This is a genomic window from Mesorhizobium sp. LEGMi-168a (genome assembly GCF_058312955.1).
On record NZ_JBZEGV010000001.1, the window covers coordinates 226,480 to 242,804 of the forward strand.

At 61.6% G+C, this 16,325-nt stretch carries 16 protein-coding genes; 10 read left to right on the plus strand and 6 right to left on the minus strand.

Translation table 11 applies throughout. The features are described 5' to 3' along the window. Nucleotides 1-49: 49 nt before the first annotated feature. The 9 genes from AC4FWB_RS01130 to AC4FWB_RS01170 all read left to right on the plus strand — a co-directional run bounded on the left by AC4FWB_RS01130 (nt 50) and on the right by AC4FWB_RS01170 (nt 9,262). Nucleotides 50-943 (plus strand): DUF2182 domain-containing protein, encoded by an 894-nt coding sequence (locus tag AC4FWB_RS01130; RefSeq protein WP_491024326.1) that lies wholly within the window; start codon nt 50-52, stop codon nt 941-943. Nucleotides 944-955: 12 nt separating this feature from the next. Next, entirely contained in the window at nt 956-1,570 is a 615-nt protein-coding gene (locus AC4FWB_RS01135; protein WP_491023959.1) for a DUF1326 domain-containing protein, read from the plus strand. Further along, on the plus strand, nt 1,543-2,391 hold the full coding sequence (pcsA, locus tag AC4FWB_RS01140; RefSeq protein ID WP_491023960.1) for a phosphatidylcholine synthase: 849 nt from the start codon (nt 1,543-1,545) through the stop codon (nt 2,389-2,391). The genes AC4FWB_RS01135 and pcsA overlap by 28 nt, the downstream gene beginning before the upstream one ends. A 37-nt stretch (nt 2,392-2,428) precedes the next feature. Beyond that, nucleotides 2,429-3,406, plus strand: a complete 978-nt coding sequence (locus AC4FWB_RS01145; protein WP_491023961.1) for a quinone oxidoreductase family protein — start codon at nt 2,429-2,431, stop codon at nt 3,404-3,406. 327 nt (nt 3,407-3,733) lie between these two features. Continuing rightward, nucleotides 3,734-5,311, plus strand: a complete 1,578-nt coding sequence (locus tag AC4FWB_RS01150; protein WP_491023962.1) for an ABC transporter ATP-binding protein — start codon at nt 3,734-3,736, stop codon at nt 5,309-5,311. Next, entirely contained in the window at nt 5,308-6,420 is a 1,113-nt protein-coding gene (locus AC4FWB_RS01155; protein ID WP_491023963.1) for an ABC transporter permease, read from the plus strand. Before AC4FWB_RS01150 ends, AC4FWB_RS01155 begins: the two co-directional genes overlap by 4 nt. Next, complete coding sequence (locus AC4FWB_RS01160) at nt 6,420-7,340, plus strand: ABC transporter permease (protein WP_491023964.1); 921 nt, start codon at nt 6,420-6,422, stop codon at nt 7,338-7,340. Before AC4FWB_RS01155 ends, AC4FWB_RS01160 begins: the two co-directional genes overlap by 1 nt. A 51-nt stretch (nt 7,341-7,391) precedes the next feature. Further along, on the plus strand, nt 7,392-8,459 hold the full coding sequence (locus AC4FWB_RS01165; RefSeq protein WP_491023965.1) for a BMP family ABC transporter substrate-binding protein: 1,068 nt from the start codon (nt 7,392-7,394) through the stop codon (nt 8,457-8,459). Between the two features lie 365 nt (nt 8,460-8,824). After that, on the plus strand, nt 8,825-9,262 hold the full coding sequence (locus AC4FWB_RS01170; protein WP_491023966.1) for a hypothetical protein: 438 nt from the start codon (nt 8,825-8,827) through the stop codon (nt 9,260-9,262). A 251-nt stretch (nt 9,263-9,513) separates the two neighbouring features. Here AC4FWB_RS01170 and rimO read toward each other — a convergent pair whose 3' ends face one another. From rimO to AC4FWB_RS01200, 6 genes are all read right to left on the minus strand, one after another. Next, on the minus strand, nt 9,514-10,827 hold the full coding sequence (rimO, locus tag AC4FWB_RS01175) for a 30S ribosomal protein S12 methylthiotransferase RimO (protein ID WP_491023967.1): 1,314 nt from the start codon (nt 10,825-10,827) through the stop codon (nt 9,514-9,516). 140 nt (nt 10,828-10,967) lie between these two features. Further along, complete coding sequence (locus AC4FWB_RS01180) at nt 10,968-11,627, minus strand: TerC family protein (protein WP_491023968.1); 660 nt, start codon at nt 11,625-11,627, stop codon at nt 10,968-10,970. A 190-nt stretch (nt 11,628-11,817) separates the two neighbouring features. Next, complete coding sequence (locus tag AC4FWB_RS01185) at nt 11,818-12,225, minus strand: DUF930 domain-containing protein (RefSeq protein WP_167524373.1); 408 nt, start codon at nt 12,223-12,225, stop codon at nt 11,818-11,820. Between the two features lie 957 nt (nt 12,226-13,182). Further along, on the minus strand, nt 13,183-13,344 hold the full coding sequence (locus AC4FWB_RS01190) for a hypothetical protein (protein WP_491023969.1): 162 nt from the start codon (nt 13,342-13,344) through the stop codon (nt 13,183-13,185). 97 nt (nt 13,345-13,441) lie between these two features. After that, nucleotides 13,442-13,621 carry a hypothetical protein gene (locus tag AC4FWB_RS01195; protein WP_491023970.1) on the minus strand — a complete coding sequence of 60 codons (180 nt, stop codon included), beginning with the start codon at nt 13,619-13,621 and terminating at the stop codon, nt 13,442-13,444. A gap of 224 nt (nt 13,622-13,845) precedes the next feature. Continuing rightward, entirely contained in the window at nt 13,846-14,004 is a 159-nt protein-coding gene (locus AC4FWB_RS01200) for a hypothetical protein (RefSeq protein ID WP_491023972.1), read from the minus strand. 724 nt (nt 14,005-14,728) lie between these two features. Here AC4FWB_RS01200 and AC4FWB_RS01205 point away from each other — a divergent pair. Then, complete coding sequence (locus tag AC4FWB_RS01205; RefSeq protein ID WP_491023973.1) at nt 14,729-15,154, plus strand: hypothetical protein; 426 nt, start codon at nt 14,729-14,731, stop codon at nt 15,152-15,154. Nucleotides 15,155-16,325 lie beyond the last annotated feature (1,171 nt).

Sequence of the window (16,325 nt, forward strand, 5' to 3'; positions counted from 1 at the left end):
GCAGATCGGCGGGCTTGATCAACGCGGCGATTCGGCCCATTCGATTGCCATGACCGGCCAGGAGCACGATTTCAGTCATCTCGACCGCGCTGGCCGCGCCACGGCGGGACTTGCGCGCAGCCCGCGCCTTGCCGTGACGTTCACCATTGGCGCGGGCATCGCGCTTGCCTGGTTCATCCTCGCTGCCATGGCGATCCGCGGCGCCGAAAGCCGACTTGCCGGCGGCGCTCCGGGCGATGCGCTGCTCAAAGACCTGCCGCGATTGCCGCTGCCGGAATTCATTGACCGCTTTTTCGCCCTGTGCCTTGCGCCGGCGCCGCTTGCGGGCTCCGTGGGTGCGCAGGCGCTGGCGCTCGTCCTGATGTGGTTCCTGATGGCAGTGGCGGCAATGCTGCCTTCGGCGGCGCCGATGATCCGCACCTATTGCGAGATTGCCGACACGGCTCGGATCAAGCGCGAGCCCGTCGTCCATCCGCTTGTTCTGGTCGCGGGATACCTCGCGGCCTGGCTCGCCGCCTCGGTGGCATTCGCCGCGCTGACGCTCGCGGTCTATAGCTTCGCCGCCGCGGGGCAGGTGCTCGATCCTGTCGTCGGGCTTGCCGGAGCCGTGGCCCTGGCGATTGCAGGCCTCTATCAGTTCAGCGGCCTGAAGCAGGCGTGCCTGAAGAAATGCCGCAACCCGTTCTCGATCCTGTTCGCCAACTGGAGCGCGGAGCCGGGGCGCATCTTTCGCCTGGGGATGGAGCAGGGCGTCTGGTGCCTCGGCTGCTGCTGGGCGCTGATGCTGGTGATGTTCGCCGTTGGTGCGATGAACATCTTCTGGATGGCGCTGATCGGCCTGTTCACCCTGATCGAAAAACAGACCACCGGCAGGGTGGCAAGCCGGGTAGCCGGTGCGATACTGCTTGTGTGGGCTGCCGCCCTGCTATTAGTTTCGGCGTGAGTGGAGAATTCGATGACCGATCAAAGCTGGGCGATGAAGGGAGAGCTGGTACTCTCCTGCAATTGCACGGTTTTCTGCCCTTGCGTGCTGTCGCTCGGCAGCCACCCGCCGACCGAGGGCTATTGCCAGACCTGGGCGGGATTCCGCATCGATGCCGGCCATTTCGGCGAGGTCGACCTCTCCGGCCTCAATCTTGGCCTGATCATGGAAATCCCGGGCTATATGAGCCGCGGCAACTGGACCGCCGGCCTGTTCATCGACAAGCGTGCCTCGGTCTATGCGGTGAAGGCGCTTACAAAAATCTTCACCGGCAGGGCCGGCGGCACCACATCGCTGCTGTCGATCCTGGTCGGCAAATTCCTCGGCGTCGAGCAGGTGCCGATCACCTACGAGACGCGCGACAGGACACGCGTCTTCCAGATACCGAAGGTCATCGACGGCGCGGTGACGCCGATACCCGGCAAGGATCGTGAGAAGGATACGGTAATCACCAATTCCGAATATTGGATTGCGCCGGAAATCATCGTGGCGAAGTCCGACAAGAGCAAGATGCGCGCCTTCGGCCGCAACTGGAATTTCGCCGGCCGCTCGGCCGAGATATGCAAGCTGGATTGGCGAGGCCCGTGAGCAAGAACACAGCGGCCCGGAAAGCGGCCAAGAAGATTGCGGAGCGGATCCCGCGACCGAAGAAGAAAGTGACCTGGCCGCAGGCGCGGGCTTTTTCGGTGCATCTGCTGACCGCGTCAGGCTCCTTCCTGGCCTTCCTGTCGCTGGTGGCGGCCAGCGAGGAGCGCTGGACGGCGATGTTCTGGTGGCTGGGGCTGGCGCTCTTCGTCGACGGCATCGATGGCCCGATCGCCAGGAAGCTGGAGGTCAAGGAGATCCTGCCGACATGGTCGGGGGAAGTGCTCGACAACATCATCGACTACGTGACCTATGTGCTCATCCCGGCCTTTGCGCTCTACCAGCGCGGCTTCATGGGGGAGAACCTGTCGTTCCTGTCGGCGGCCATCATCGTGGTGTCGAGCGCGATCTACTATGCCGACACCGGCATGAAGACGAAGGAGAACTTCTTCAAGGGATTCCCGGTCGTCTGGAACATGGTGGTGTTCACGCTCTTCGTCATCGAGCCGGGACCGTGGGTTTCGTTTGCCGTGGTCGTCGTCGCCGGTATCCTCACCTTCCTGCCGATCAACTTCATCCATCCGGTGCGGGTGGTCCGGCTCAGGTCGCTCAATCTCGGCATGATCCTTTTGTGGTGCGCCTTCGGCGCGCTGGCGCTGGCACAGGCCGCCCTCGCCAGCTTCTACAACCAGATCGGCGTCCTGGGTGAGCAGGTTAGCGACTTCACCAAGATCGGCATCAGCATCACCGGGCTCTATCTCGCCTGCATCGGAGGCATCATGCAGATGTTCCCCAATCTTGGCGCCAAGAAATCCCAACCCTAGATCCTATTCCTATTTCCTGTCCCGAGAGAGCTGAGCGATGTCCAAGGCAATCCGTATTCACGCCCATGGCGGTCCCGAAGTCCTGGCCTATGAGGATGCCGATCCCGGCCAGCCGGGCGCCGGGCAGATCCTGATCAGGCACACCGCGATCGGCCTCAACTTCATCGATGTCTATCATCGCTCGGGCCTTTATCCGCCGCCCGGTGGGTTCCCGCTGATCCCCGGCGGCGAGGCGGCCGGCGTGGTGCTGGCCGTCGGCGCCGGCGTCGACTGGCTGAAGCCCGGCGACCGCGTCGCCTATGCCGTCAATGTCGGCGCTTATTCCGAGCAACGTGTGATTACCGCCGACCGCGTGGTCAAGGTGCCGGACGGCATCAGCGACGAGCAGGCAGCCGCCATGATGCTGAAGGGAATGACGGCGGAATATCTGCTGCGCCGCACTTATAAGGTGAAGGCCGGCGACACGATCCTCTACCATGCCGCGGCCGGCGGCGTCGGCCTCATCCTCGGCCAGTGGGCAAAGCATCTCGGCGCGACCGTGATCGGCACGGCGAGTTCCGCCGACAAGATCGAGCTCGCGAAAGCGCATGGTTTCGACCATGTCATCAACTACAAGGAGCAGGATTTCGTCGCCGACGTCGCGGCCATCACTGCTGGCCGGAAATGCGATGTCGTCTATGATTCCGTTGGCAACGATACTTTTCCCGGCTCGCTCGATTGCCTGAGACCGCTCGGCATGTTCGTCAGCTTCGGCCAGTCGTCGGGGCCGATCCCACCCTTCAGCATATCGTTGCTGGCGCAGAAGGGCTCGCTCTTCGCCACCCGGCCGACGATCTTCGTCTACAATGCCAAGCGCGAGGATCTGGTGGCGTCGGCCGAGGCGCTCTTCGATGTCGTGCTGAGCGGCGCCGTCGAGATCAAGATCAACCAGCGCTATGCGCTGAAGGACGCGGCCCAAGCGCAATCGGATCTCGAGGGCCGCAAGACGACGGGCACAACCATCCTCATTCCCTAGAGCCGGACGATTTCAGGTCGAACCGACCTGAAATCTGAATCCGGTTCTAAGTCAAAGAGATAGAGCATGATGTCGCCCAAAAACCGCTTCACACTTTTCGGCATCATGCTCTGGCCGGATGCCTTGTTTTTCAGCGCCTTGCCGTACGCGAAGGCACGGTTGGCCTGAAAAGCTTTGCCGGTTTTCTCGGGCCCGCAACAGGCTTATCTTACCCCTTGAGTTTCCGCTGGAATTCTTGAAGCTCTTTCAAGTTGGGTGCTGCTTTCCGATGGGAGCTGGCCGCGCATACCATGCTTTCGGGAACACAGAACATATCCGGGAAACTGGATGGGAGGCACTGTGAGTGCAAATCATGACAGGGCGAACCTGCTGGAGGTTCGCGGCCTTACGAAGATTTTCGGCACGCTGACGGCGTGCGACCATGTCGACCTCAACATCGCGAAGGGCGAGATCCACGCCTTGCTCGGCGAGAACGGCGCCGGCAAGTCGACGCTGGTCAAGATGCTGTTCGGCTCGCTCGAGCCGAATTCGGGCGAGATCTTCTGGGACGGCCAGGCCGTTCAGATCACCAGCCCCGGCGTGGCGAAGAAGCTCGGCATCGGCATGGTGTTTCAGCATTTCTCGCTGTTTGAGGCGCTGACGGCGGCCGAGAACATCGCGCTGTCGCTCAACGACGGCTCGCCGATCAGCACCATTGCCGCAAAGGCGAGGGCGCTCTCCTACAGCTACGGCCTGCCGCTCGATCCGGAATCGCTGGTCGGCGATCTTTCCGTCGGCGAGCGCCAGCGCATCGAGATCATCCGCTGCCTCCTACAGACGCCGCAGCTCATCATTCTCGACGAGCCGACCTCGGTGCTGACGCCGCAGGAAGCCGACAAGCTGTTCGAGACGCTGGAGAGGCTACGCTCCGAAGGCAAGTCGATCCTCTATATTTCGCACCGGCTGGAAGAGGTCAAACGCATCTGCGACCGCGCCACCGTGCTGCGTCACGGCAAGGTGGTCGGCCATTGCAACCCGCGCCAGGAGACGGCCGCATCGCTTGCCCGCATGATGGTCGGCAATGAGGTCAAGGCGGTGGTGCGCGCACCGGCCGAAGGCATCGAGACCGCGCCGGCGCTGCTCGAAGTCCGCGGGCTTACCCGCAAGCCGGCGACGCCCTTCGCCGTTCCACTCAAGAACATCAACCTCAGCGTGCGCGCCGGCGAGGTGATCGGCATTGCCGGTGTCGCCGGCAACGGTCAGGGCGAATTCTTCGAATCCGTCTCCGGCGAAGTGCTGCAGCAGGATGCCGGCTCCGTGCGCATCCGCGGCAAGGATGCCGGCGCGCTTTCGATCACCGGCCGGCGACTGATGGGGGCGGCCTTCGTGCCGGAAGAACGCCTCGGCCATGGCGCGGCGCCCCGTATGAAGCTCTCGGAGAACCTGCTGCTGTCGCGCCACGCCACCGACGGCAAGTCCTTCGTCGGCTCAGGCGGCATGGTCAAGAACGCTTCGGTCTACGGCGCCGCCCAACGCATCATCGCCGCGATGGACGTGCGCAAGAGCGCGCCCGATCCTGAGGCGGCGGCGCTCTCCGGCGGCAATCTGCAGAAATTCATCGTCGGCCGCGAGCTCGACCGCAAGCCGAGCGTGATGGTGGTCAACCAGCCGACCTGGGGTGTCGATGCGGGTGCTGCCGCCCATATCCGCCAGGCGCTGATCGAGCTCGCCCGCAGCGGCTCGGCGGTTCTCGTCATCAGCCAGGACCTCGACGAATTGTTCGAGCTGTCGGACGCGATCGCGGTCATGCACAACGGCGAATTGTCGGCGCCGCTGCCCATCGCTGAAGCCACCTTCGAAAAGATCGGCCTGTTGATGGGCGGCGCCGAGCCCGGCCACGCCGAACACACCATGGAGACGGCATGATGCGCCTCGAACTGGTCAAACGCCCGCAGCGCTCGGCGCTGTTTTCGGTGCTCTCGCCTTTCATTGCCTTCGCGCTGACGGTGATTGCCGGCGCCATCATGTTCGCGTTGCTTGGCGTCAATCCGTTCAACGCCTTCAATGTCTACTTCGTTCAGCCGATCAGCGAGGTCTGGCAGTTGCACGAGCTGGCCATCAAGGCGGCGCCGCTCATCCTGATCGCCGTCGGCCTGTCGGTCTGCTACAAGGCCAACATCTGGAACATCGGCGCCGAGGGCCAGTTCATTCTGGGCGGCATCTTCGGCTCGATCATCCCGGTGCTGTTTCCTCAATTCGAAGGGCCTCTTGTCCTGCCGCTGATGCTCTTGCTCGGCATGGTCGGCGGTGCGCTCTACGCGGCGATCCCCGCGCTTTTGAAGACCCGCTTCAGCACCAACGAAATCCTGACCAGCCTGATGCTGGTCTATGTGGCACAGCTCTTCCTCGACTGGCTGGTGCGCGGACCCTGGCGCGATCCGCAGGGTCACGGCTTCCCACAGACCATCCAGTTCGGCGACTCGGCCATCCTGCCGGAGCTGATGCCGGATGCCGGTCGCGCCAATTGGGGTTTCGTCTTCGCGCTGGTCGCGGCCGTAGCGGTCTGGCTGATGATGAGCCGCATGCTGAAGGGCTTTGAGGTCCGCGTGCTGGGCTCGAGCCCGAGGGCAGGGCGTTTCGCCGGCTTCGGTTTCAACAAGATGGTCTTTTTCACTTTTCTTTTGTCCGGCGCGCTGGCTGGCCTTGCCGGCATCTCGGAAGTCTCCGGCGCCATCGGCCAGCTGCAGCCGGTGATCTCGCCCGGTTACGGCTTCACCGCCATCATTGTCGCCTTCCTCGGCCGGCTCAATCCGTTGGGCATCGTCGCCGCGGGCCTGGTGCTGGCGCTGACCTATCTCGGAGGCGAGGCTGTGCAGAGCGCACTCGGCATCTCCGACAAGGTGGCGCGGGTGTTTCAGGGCATGCTTCTGTTCTTCGTGCTCGGCTGCGACACGCTCATTCACTACCGCATTCGTCTGATCGGCTTTGCCGCGCCGAAACTCGAGGCCGCGCCCAAGCTGGAGGAGGCCCGCTGATGGACATCACCGTCAACATCCTTTTGACCATCGCCACCGCGGCGACGCCGCTCTTGATCGCCGCGATCGGCGAACTTGTGGTCGAGCGCTCCGGCGTGCTGAACCTCGGCGTCGAGGGCATGATGATCATGGGCGCGGTCGGCGGCTTCGGCGCCGGCTATCTCACCGGCTCGCCCTGGATCGGCCTGCTTGCCGCGATCATCGTCGGGGCGCTGTTTTCGCTGCTCTTCGCAGTGATGACGCTGTCCCTGGCCACCAACCAGGTGGCCACCGGCCTGTCGCTCACGCTGCTCGGCCTCGGCCTCTCCGGCATGATCGGCACCAGCTTCGTCGGCCAGCCCGGCGTCAGGCTGCCTAACCTCGACATTCCCGGCCTGAGCTCGATCCCGGTCGTCGGCAGGCTGATCTTCGGCCAGGATCCGTTGTTCTACGTCTCGATCGCGCTGACCGCCGCGGTGATGTGGTTCCTGTTCAGGACGCGCACGGGCCTGACGCTCCGCTCAATCGGCGACAGCCACGGCTCGGCGCATGCGCTCGGCATCAAGGTCATCCGCTACCGCTATCTCGCGGTCATCTTCGGCGGCGCCTGCGCCGGCCTTGCCGGGGGGCATCTGTCGCTGGTCTATACGCCGCAATGGGTCGAGAACATGAGCGCGGGCCGCGGCTGGATCGCACTGGCGCTGGTGGTGTTCGCATCCTGGCGTCCGTGGCGGGTGCTGGCCGGCGCCTATATCTTCGGCGCGGTGTGGATCGGCCAGCTTCATGCACAGGCTTTTGGCATTCCGGTGCCTTCGCAGTTTCTTTCTTCGCTGCCCTATCTGGCAACCATCGTGGTTCTCGTTCTAATCTCGCGCAACAAGCGGCTGACGATGATGAACACGCCGGCTTCGTTGGGGCAGCCATTCGTTCCGGATCGTTGACGACAACAAAAAGACGGGAAGCTCCAAGGCTTAATTCAGAGAGGTAACACGATGAAAAAACTGCTCATTGCGCTTATGACCACGACCGCGGCCCTGTCGCTGGCGGCGACCGCCGAGGCGGCCGACAAGCTCAAGGCCTGCTGGGTCTATACGGGTCCGATCGGCGACTTCGGCTATTCCTACCAGCACGACCAGGGCCGCCTCGAGGTGGAGAAGGCGCTCGGCGACAAGGTCGAGACCGCCTATCTCGAGAACGTCTCGGAAGGCCCGGACGCCGACCGCGCCTTCGAGCGCCTGGCGCGCGAGAAGTGCAAGATCATCTTCGGCACTTCCTTCGGCTTCATGGACGCCGAGGTGAAGGTCGCCAAGAAGTTTCCGAAGGTGATGTTCGAGCATGCCACCGGCTACAAGACCGGCGACAATCTCGGCATCTACAACGCACGCTTCTACGAGGGCCGCTATGTGCTCGGCCAGATCGCGGCCAAGGAATCGAAGAAGGGCCTAGCCGGCTACATCGTCTCCTTCCCGATTCCGGAAGTGGTGATGGGCATCAACTCCTTCATCCTCGGCGCGCAGTCGATCAATCCCGACTTCAAGGTCAAGATCGTGTGGGTGAACTCCTGGTTCGATCCGGGCAAGGAAGCCGACGCCGCCAAGGCGCTGTTCGACCAGGGCGCCGACATCATCGTCCAGCACACCGACTCCACTGCCGCCCTGCAGGTCGCCGAGGAGCGCAAGCTGCATGGCTTCGGCCAGTCGTCGGACATGATCAAGTTCGCGCCGAACGCCGCCTTGACCTCTCTGACCGACGAGTGGGGCCCGTACTACATCAGCCGCGTGCAGGCGGCACTCGATGGCACCTGGAAGCCGGACAATGTGTGGCTCGGCATCAAGGACGGCGCCGTCAAGCTCGCGCCCTTCACCAACATGCCCGACGACGTCAAGGCGATGGCCGAGGCCACCGCGAAGAAGATTGCCGACGGCTGGAACCCCTTCACCGGCCCGGTGTCCAAGCAGGACGGATCGCCCTGGTTGAAGGACGGCGAGGTTGCCGACGACGGCACGCTGCTCGGCATGAATTTCTATGTCAAAGGCATCGACGACAAGCTGCCGCAGTAAGCTGCGGCGCACTTCGAACCCGGAGGGCGCCGCGTGGCGCCCTCATACTGCTGACCACCCCGCCTGATTTGGGGCGGATGTTCGTTTCGCTTGCAAGATGGATTGGCAAGACTCTACTGGCTCAGGCTGAGGCTGTATCTGGCTTTACCAGTCGGCTAACGAACGTTCGGCGGACTTTGCGCCAAGTGTTTGAGGGTAAACCTCGCTCTAGATCTTCTGAATTCAACGCTATCACGTGACCGGCGCAATATCTGCGACCAGTTTCGTGACTGCTTTCACATACACCAATCACCTCTACTTCCATGCTGCTCATGCAGTTCGGACGAAATCAACTGGCGTGACAAGCGCCCGTAGAAGGAGGTCTTATGCAATTGAATAAAAAACTTTTGGCAATCATCGGGAAACGCATTCCTGCGATTTACGATGTCATTCCGCACGGGCCGCAGGGTCAGCTTATGCGGGTCGCACTCAATCCTCAGCCGCTGCCGCCGCATGAACTGGGCGCCGCAGTCGCCGACGAATTTGTCCGCTACGCGTGGGTGGCCGAGCGAGGCGGGCTGGATATGAAAGCGCTGTTGAGCGACCTTGACGATTGGTGCCCGACGCGACCGAAGATACCGAAGCTTCCTCCGTGGTGGGGACCGTTTCCGGAGCCGCACCCCGAGTGGTTCGTGGACTACCACCTGGGATTTGCCGCACGGCTGTCGGTGGTCGCAATCGGCTCTACCGGCACGCGCCTCGATGAGACCCTCGACAAGGTGATCGACCGTTCCCTGGCTGCAATCGAGGCAGTGAGGCTCTGACGACGCTGCCAGAGCCCTAAGAGCGGTTCATCGTTTCACGGAAACGCCGAACCGCTCTATCTCTTTGTTTTGACGCAATTCCGGACGGAAAACCGTTTCACACTTTTCCTGGAATTGCTCTAGGGGCTGTCGACGGCAGGAGGGCGCCGCATGGCGCCCTTTCTGCGACTTGCGATCCCGCCGGGATGTGGTGAAACCGGACCGGCCCTGCCTGCCAGGCCGGGTGTTGGTCTTTCGAAGATGTTTTGAATCTAAACCGCGGAGCCGTAGAGATCGTAAGCGTCGGCGCGGTCGACCTTGACGGTGACGATCTCGCCGGCGCGCAGCGGGCGGCGCGACTGGATGTGCACCGAACCGTCGATCTCGGGCGCGTCGTACTTGGTGCGGCCCTTGGCAGACGTGCCGTGCGCCTCGTCGATCAGCACCGGCAAACGCTTGCCGACTTTCTTGGCCAACTGCGTTGCCGAGATCTTCTGCTGGCGCTGCATGAAGCGATGCCAGCGGGCTTCCTTGATCTCCTGCGGCACCTGATCGAGGCCGAGATCGTTGGAGCGCGCGCCCTTGACCGGTTCGTATTTGAAGCAGCCGGCGCGGTCGATCTTGGCCTCGTCCAGCCAGTCGAGCAGCATCTGGAAATCGTCTTCGGTCTCACCTGGGAAGCCGACGATGAAGGTCGAACGGATGGCAAGATCCGGGCAGACCTCGCGCCAGCCGCGGATGCGCTCCAGTGTCTTTTCGCCATGGGCGGGTCGCCGCATGTTCTTCAGCACCTGCGGCGAGGCGTGCTGGAACGGGATGTCGAGATAGGGGAGGATTTTTCCCTCCGCCATCAGCGGAATGACGTCGGCGACATGCGGGTAAGGGTACACATAATGCATGCGTATCCAGATGCCGAGCTTGCCGAGCTCCTCGGCGAGGTCGAGGAATTTTGCCCGCACCTCGCGCTCGCCGAACAGGCTCGTCTGGTATTTGATGTCGATGCCGTAGGCGCTGGTGTCCTGCGAGATGACGAGGATCTCCTTGACGCCGGCCCTGGCCAGCTTCTCGGCCTCGCGCAGCACGTCCGCCGCCGGCCGCGAGACGAGGTCGCCGCGCAGCGCCGGGATGATGCAGAAGGTGCAGCGGTTGTTGCAGCCTTCCGAAATCTTCAGATAGGCGTAGTGCCGCGGCGTGAGCTTCACGCCCTGCGGCGGCAGGAGGTCGATGTAGGGGTCGTGGCTGGGAGGAGCGGCCTCATGCACCGCCGCCATTACGCTCTCATAGGCTTGCGGACCGGTGATCGCCAGCACGTTGGGATGTTTCTCGCGGATCACCTCCGGCTCGGCGCCGAGGCAGCCGGTGACGATGACGCGGCCGTTTTCCGAAAGGGCGGAGCCGATGGCGTTGAGCGACTCGTCACGTGCCGAATCGAGGAAGCCGCAAGTGTTGACAACGACGAGGTCGGCGCCGTCATGCTTGCGGGCGATCTCGTAACCTTCGGCGCGCAGCCGCGTGATGATGCGCTCGGAATCGACGAGCGCCTTCGGGCATCCAAGACTGACGAAACTGACACGAGGGGCAGACATAAGGTTTTCCGGGTTTTTCGGGATCGGCGGCGCCATACCACACTAATTGCGGCATTGGTATGGGCTGGCCGTTGCTGCGGCAAAACGCAGTGCGAAGAGCCGGGTCGTCGGCCAGTTGGAGCCCGCGCCAGGAGGCGGTGTCAGCTCACCGCATTGTTGACATGCGGCCAGACCTCCATCGCACCGCGGTAGACCATGTCGAGCGCGACGTAGAGGATGATCAGCAAGCCGATATAGGCAATCCAGCGGTAACGGTGCAGCAGCCGGGCAATGAAGCTCGCGGCAAGGCCCATCAAGCCGATCGACAGCACGAGCCCGATGATCAGCACCCAGAAATGATCCCGCGCCGCGCCGGCGACGGCCAGCACGTTGTCGAGCGACATCGACACGTCGGCAATGACGATCTGCAGCGCCGCCTGGCCGAGCGTCTTGCGCGGCGCCTTGCCGGCGATTGCCTTGTCCATATTGAGGTCGGAGTTGGCCAGCGCTTCCGTGGCCTCCTCCTCGTCCGCATGCGAGGTGCGAAGCTCGCGATACATCTTCCAGCAGACCCACAACAGCAGGATGCCGCCTGCCAGCAACAGGCCGACGATGGCGAGCAGCTTGACGGTGACAGCGGCAAACAGGATGCGCAGCACGGTCGCTGCAAGGACACCGACGAGGATCGCCTTCTTGCGCTGGTCGGAGGGCAGTCCGGCAGCGGCGAGCCCGATGACGATGGCATTGTCGCCGGCAAGCACCAGGTCGATCGCGATGACCTGAAGAAGGGCGCTCAGGCTTGCGGCGCTGAAAATGTCCATCGTCTGGAAGCCCTTTGCTGTTCGCCGAGTGCCGGTCGTCGAATATGCCGACGCCCTAACGTGTATCGTTCCCGCACGTCAAGAGAACCAGCCGGAGCAAGCGCTTGCGCATCGTGTTGTTCCACCGGAATCCATATGGAGTCTGCAGCCGAAAAGGCTGACTTTGGCGCAGCCTACCGACGGCAATCCGTCAGTCGTAAAGATTGTATTTTGCCCAGTCGGTTTCCGGGATTTCGTCGCCGATCTTGTAGCGGAACTGCAGCACCTGCATGTGGTCGGGCGCGGTCTGGCATTTGAACTTCAGCCGGTACCATTGACCTTTGCTGCGAAAGGCGGCGCCGGGACTCCTGATCGCATCGGCGCTCATCTGCGGCGTGGCGAAGGCGTAGGCCACGACGCGGTCGGCCTTGTAGTTGCGGTCGTCATGGCTGATCCGGTCGAGCACTTCCGCATCGCAACGCTGCTCGAGACGAGTCTGCGGATCGAGTTTCAGCAGGCCGGCGCGCAGTGCGTTGTCCATCGCCTTGGCCGGCCAGGCCAGCGTCAGGGACGCCAGAGCCATCAGGCAGAGCTTTTTCATGGGCGCGACAAGCAGCATATCTTGTCTGAGAAATCAACCAACCGCACGCGCTTGTGAGATTGGCGCCGACTTCAGCTCACCAGCATTTGTTCGGCGCCATAGTCGGGGTCGGCGCGGCCAGCGATTGCACCGACTGCCGGGCTATTCCAGGGCATTCTCACCGGCACTCTGGTCCGTCGGCCCATCGCTGCCGGTTCCGGTGTCCGGCGCCTGGCTATCCTCCGAACCGGGCGAGGGAAGCACCGTGACGTCCATCCGGGCGATTCTCGATGCTGCCCGACCTTGAGCGCCTGGCTCACTGTCTCCCGTCTCCAAAACAGAGGCTTTTGCAAGATGACCAACGCTCTCGGCGCTCTTGCCGGGAAAGGTTGCCTCGGGTGATGTCGGAAGCTTGGTCGTACGCTGCACGGCGCCAGCGCCGTGCTGGTTTCCAATGGGAGAAGTCATGACTGCGCTCCAGGTGGATGACCGCCGCCATTTAACACGGCTGGCTGGTGCCAACCTTGTGGAATTCAGTGGTTGCTAATTAACGTTGCCGCGCCGGCATCAGCCGGGTGAAACACAGGCAGAGATAGGCCAACAGGTGCCTCCGACTTCGAAAGGTCGACTTCGATTTCGTTTTTATCCTTGTCGAGGGAAATAACCCTTATGGTTTCTTGTTTCTTCTTAGATTTGGAGAGGCCAACGTAGACCCGATAGTTCCCCATCATGTGGCCTTGAACGACGCCCTCAAAGTTGCAGGTCTCTTTCTGGCACTTTGGGCAACTGGCCTTTTCAAGAATCCATGTCCCCCCAAGGCCTTCTGGGACTATATGTTCGTGTCTGCACAATAGATGCAGCGGCCGACGGCCTCGTATCGGATATGACCATGCGAAACTTTCGATTTGGGTAGTGGGATGGGCAAAACAGAATCACCGACACCGACGGACGACGAAGTGGCGCGCCGCCCCCAACCATGTCAGGGAAGACGGGCTTTTAGAGAGCCTTCAGCGCTAACAGGGTGATCGAGATCGCCATCGCCATGACGATCAAGGCCCATATCATTGCATTACTCGTCAGGCGCCAGCGGCGCCTGCGCGCCCGCTTCAGATTTTTCCGCCAACGATCAGCGTCGTCGGCACCGATGTTGAGTTGCATCGCCCTTCACTCCCTCGGAGTGAGAGTATGGCCGTCACGTTGCCTTGTCCACCAGGGACGTCTCGGTCTCAATCGCGGGAATCTGGTTCCAGCAGAGTCAGCGCTTTAGCAGATTGCGGTTGAAGGTGATGGCAGGAGGGCGGCCGCCAGTTGGCAGATCGGCTGCAGCCTGCCTGAAGCTGCGCTCGACGTCACCTGTATAACGCCCATCGTTTGCGTAGTGGTCCCATAGAAAAAAGCAGGCGGCGACGGCGATCAGAAGCAGGATCATGCGCATCGGAACCTTCCCCTTAAGTCCCGGTGCAATTATCCGCCTACTTCGTTCGCTTTACAAGCAATCGCTAATGTAATGGCAAACCCGCCAGGCGAGGCCCCGCCACCTCAAGCCCGACGAATTTGCAACCCGATTGGGAATGCGACCGGGGCCGGGACCAGCCGGCAAACTCGTCGATGCAAGACCGGTGCCAGCATTGCAGTCCTGAAATGAGACAGAGCGGGCTCTTAGCCGGTCAGCAGACGGCCCAACGCGATGCCAAAGCCGATTGCGACGCCTAACGCTGCATGTTCAAGCAGGCGCGTGGCAAAGGTTCCGTAGCGATCTCGCAGGCTTGTCTGTTGGGCCTTCAAAGCGCTGGCGATGTCATCGAAAATCGCTTCCACGGTTGCCACCTTGCGATCATTGATTGCTCATAGAGTAAATCAGATCTCGCAAGTTGTGAATCCCCTTCGCTCAGAGCAATCCATCAAAGTCGAGCGATCGGGAAAGCGTATTAGAAAGCACGTGTCGTAACCGTTCATTCAACCATTGCTGGTATATAGGCGAAAGGTGGCGGCTCCGACTTGGGGCGTTGCGGCAGAGGCGCCGGAGCCGCCTGCGCGGGCCAGTGGGTGGCTAGGACCGCGCTGTCCTAATATGAGACAGCGCGGTCAACGATTCGTTAAATTAGCAATCATGAATATTGGCATCGGCCATCCTGCCGGATGTGCGGACCGTGCCGCAGGGCCTTCTGTCCGAGGCCACCTATGGGAACATTAGCTCTGTCTAACGGTTCTATTTCCATCGGAGATAGGCGGAGCAAATGGCGGTGCTGGCATTTGATCTCGCGTACAATTTCGGTCTGACGGGCCAGGACCTATTAGGCGGCTTCGTGTCCCTGCTAGCGTACCTGCTCCTCTACCACGTCATGGCCGAGGACCCACTAAACCGATAGCCTGCAGGCCGGCGTGAGCTGAGGTGCTGTCTAAGGTAGCCCTGCGCCTTAATCTCGTTGGCGGCGGTAAACGAACCGGGCGGCCTGTTCAATTGTGCTTTGACTGTTTGGTTTCTCAGGCGCGTAAAATATCAGGTTCGCCCAGCCGGGCGGACTAACTCAGGGAGGATGTTATGAAGATGAATCGACGTAATGCTCTCGCCCTTGGTGCCACCTCGTTGGCCGTCCCGCTATTGGCCGCAAAGTCCACTCCGGTAGCGGCCAAGACCTACGGCCCGACCGAGGGCAAAGAGATTTTTCCTGGCGTTCGGCTAGTCGAACGGGGGACACGCGACTCCCATATCAAGGGGTACAAGAAAATCGTCATGGAAGACGTGATTTATCAGCCAAAAGGAACTAGCCCGCTGGGGGATGTGATGACCGACGACATGGTCTGCACGGTCACTGAAGGCGAGCTGGAAGTTACGGCCGGCGATATGAAGTTCACGGCCAAGGAAGGCGACGTTTGGAGCTGCGGCAAGGGCAGTACGAAAGAGGCTGCTACGAACAACGGAACAGTGGTCGCAGTGATGCGCGTCATTAACCTGAGGGTCGCATAAAGTCACACGCCGCGGGAGTTAGCGCTTGCCCAGGCCACAAGCGGCGTTGGACATGTCCATGAATGGGAGCGGCCCGGCAGCTAGCTTTCGGGTGGGCTGCCACCGGGCCTGACCGGGCGGGACTTGGAAGGAGAACGCCAAGAACCGGCCTGACGCTAAATATACGCCATTGCTAATATGCTCGTAACGCATCCAAAAGGACGAACCTGCTCTGCGCTTAGTCATAGATGATCTGGCTGCGCAGGCCCGCATCCTTACTGAGAAGATGCAAGCCATCCATGGCGCGGAATTCCAAGTCCTGATCAATCACGAGGTCGGGCACGTCGCGGTGTTGAGGCGCTGACCAAGTCGCAAATTTGCGATTTGAAAATGGGCTCTGAGGCTTCGGCTTCCGGGCCTTTTTAATTAGCCCACCCTCCGGCTGGACCGCCCGCGCGCGGTCTCAATGTCGTCACGGGAAATCCCGATGTCGCTGAGCATGTCGGCCGGTGACCCGCTCAGCTCGTCCATTGCCTTCAACAGCGCCTTCTGATCGGCTCGGCGACCGAGCCAATCGACAAGGGGACCAGCTACGACAAGAGGAAGGTTCATAAGCATAGGAAGGTTCACGAGCATCGGAGTTACTCCTTTCCTTCACCGCTGCAGGAACTAGACGCTGCAAGCTAGACCGATGCGTCGATGCGTCTGTGACAAAACTCACATTGGTTAGTGGTCTCTAAAATATCTCGGCTCGGTCTCGGCTGCTCAGGTGGCCGGGCTTTTTAGCGTTTATCGGAAGCTAGGCCCAGCCGAACCTTTTCACTGTTGGCGAACGCTTTGGCTTCTGTTTCTGACTTGAATGTCTTGATCCTTACAACCCCGTCCTCGATGACGCGCACGAACGCCGCATCCCCGACGTGGTCGAGTTCAACGGATGTCTTCCACGATTGATTGTGCATTGCTTCAACCCCCATTCCGAAACCCAATCAGGATGAGGTCGCAATGTATGTCAGACAGCTCACATTCCCGTCGGCGCCTTCGGCTTCCGGGCCCTTTTTGTCTCTGTGGCAGAAAGATCACGCAACTCGAATATGCAGCGTCTCAACTGACGCGTGCTTATTGTCCAGCAAGGCGAGGCCTACCGTCTTGTCGGCGAGGGGGGGCAGAGCGAGGCCACTGGAAGCGCCCGTTG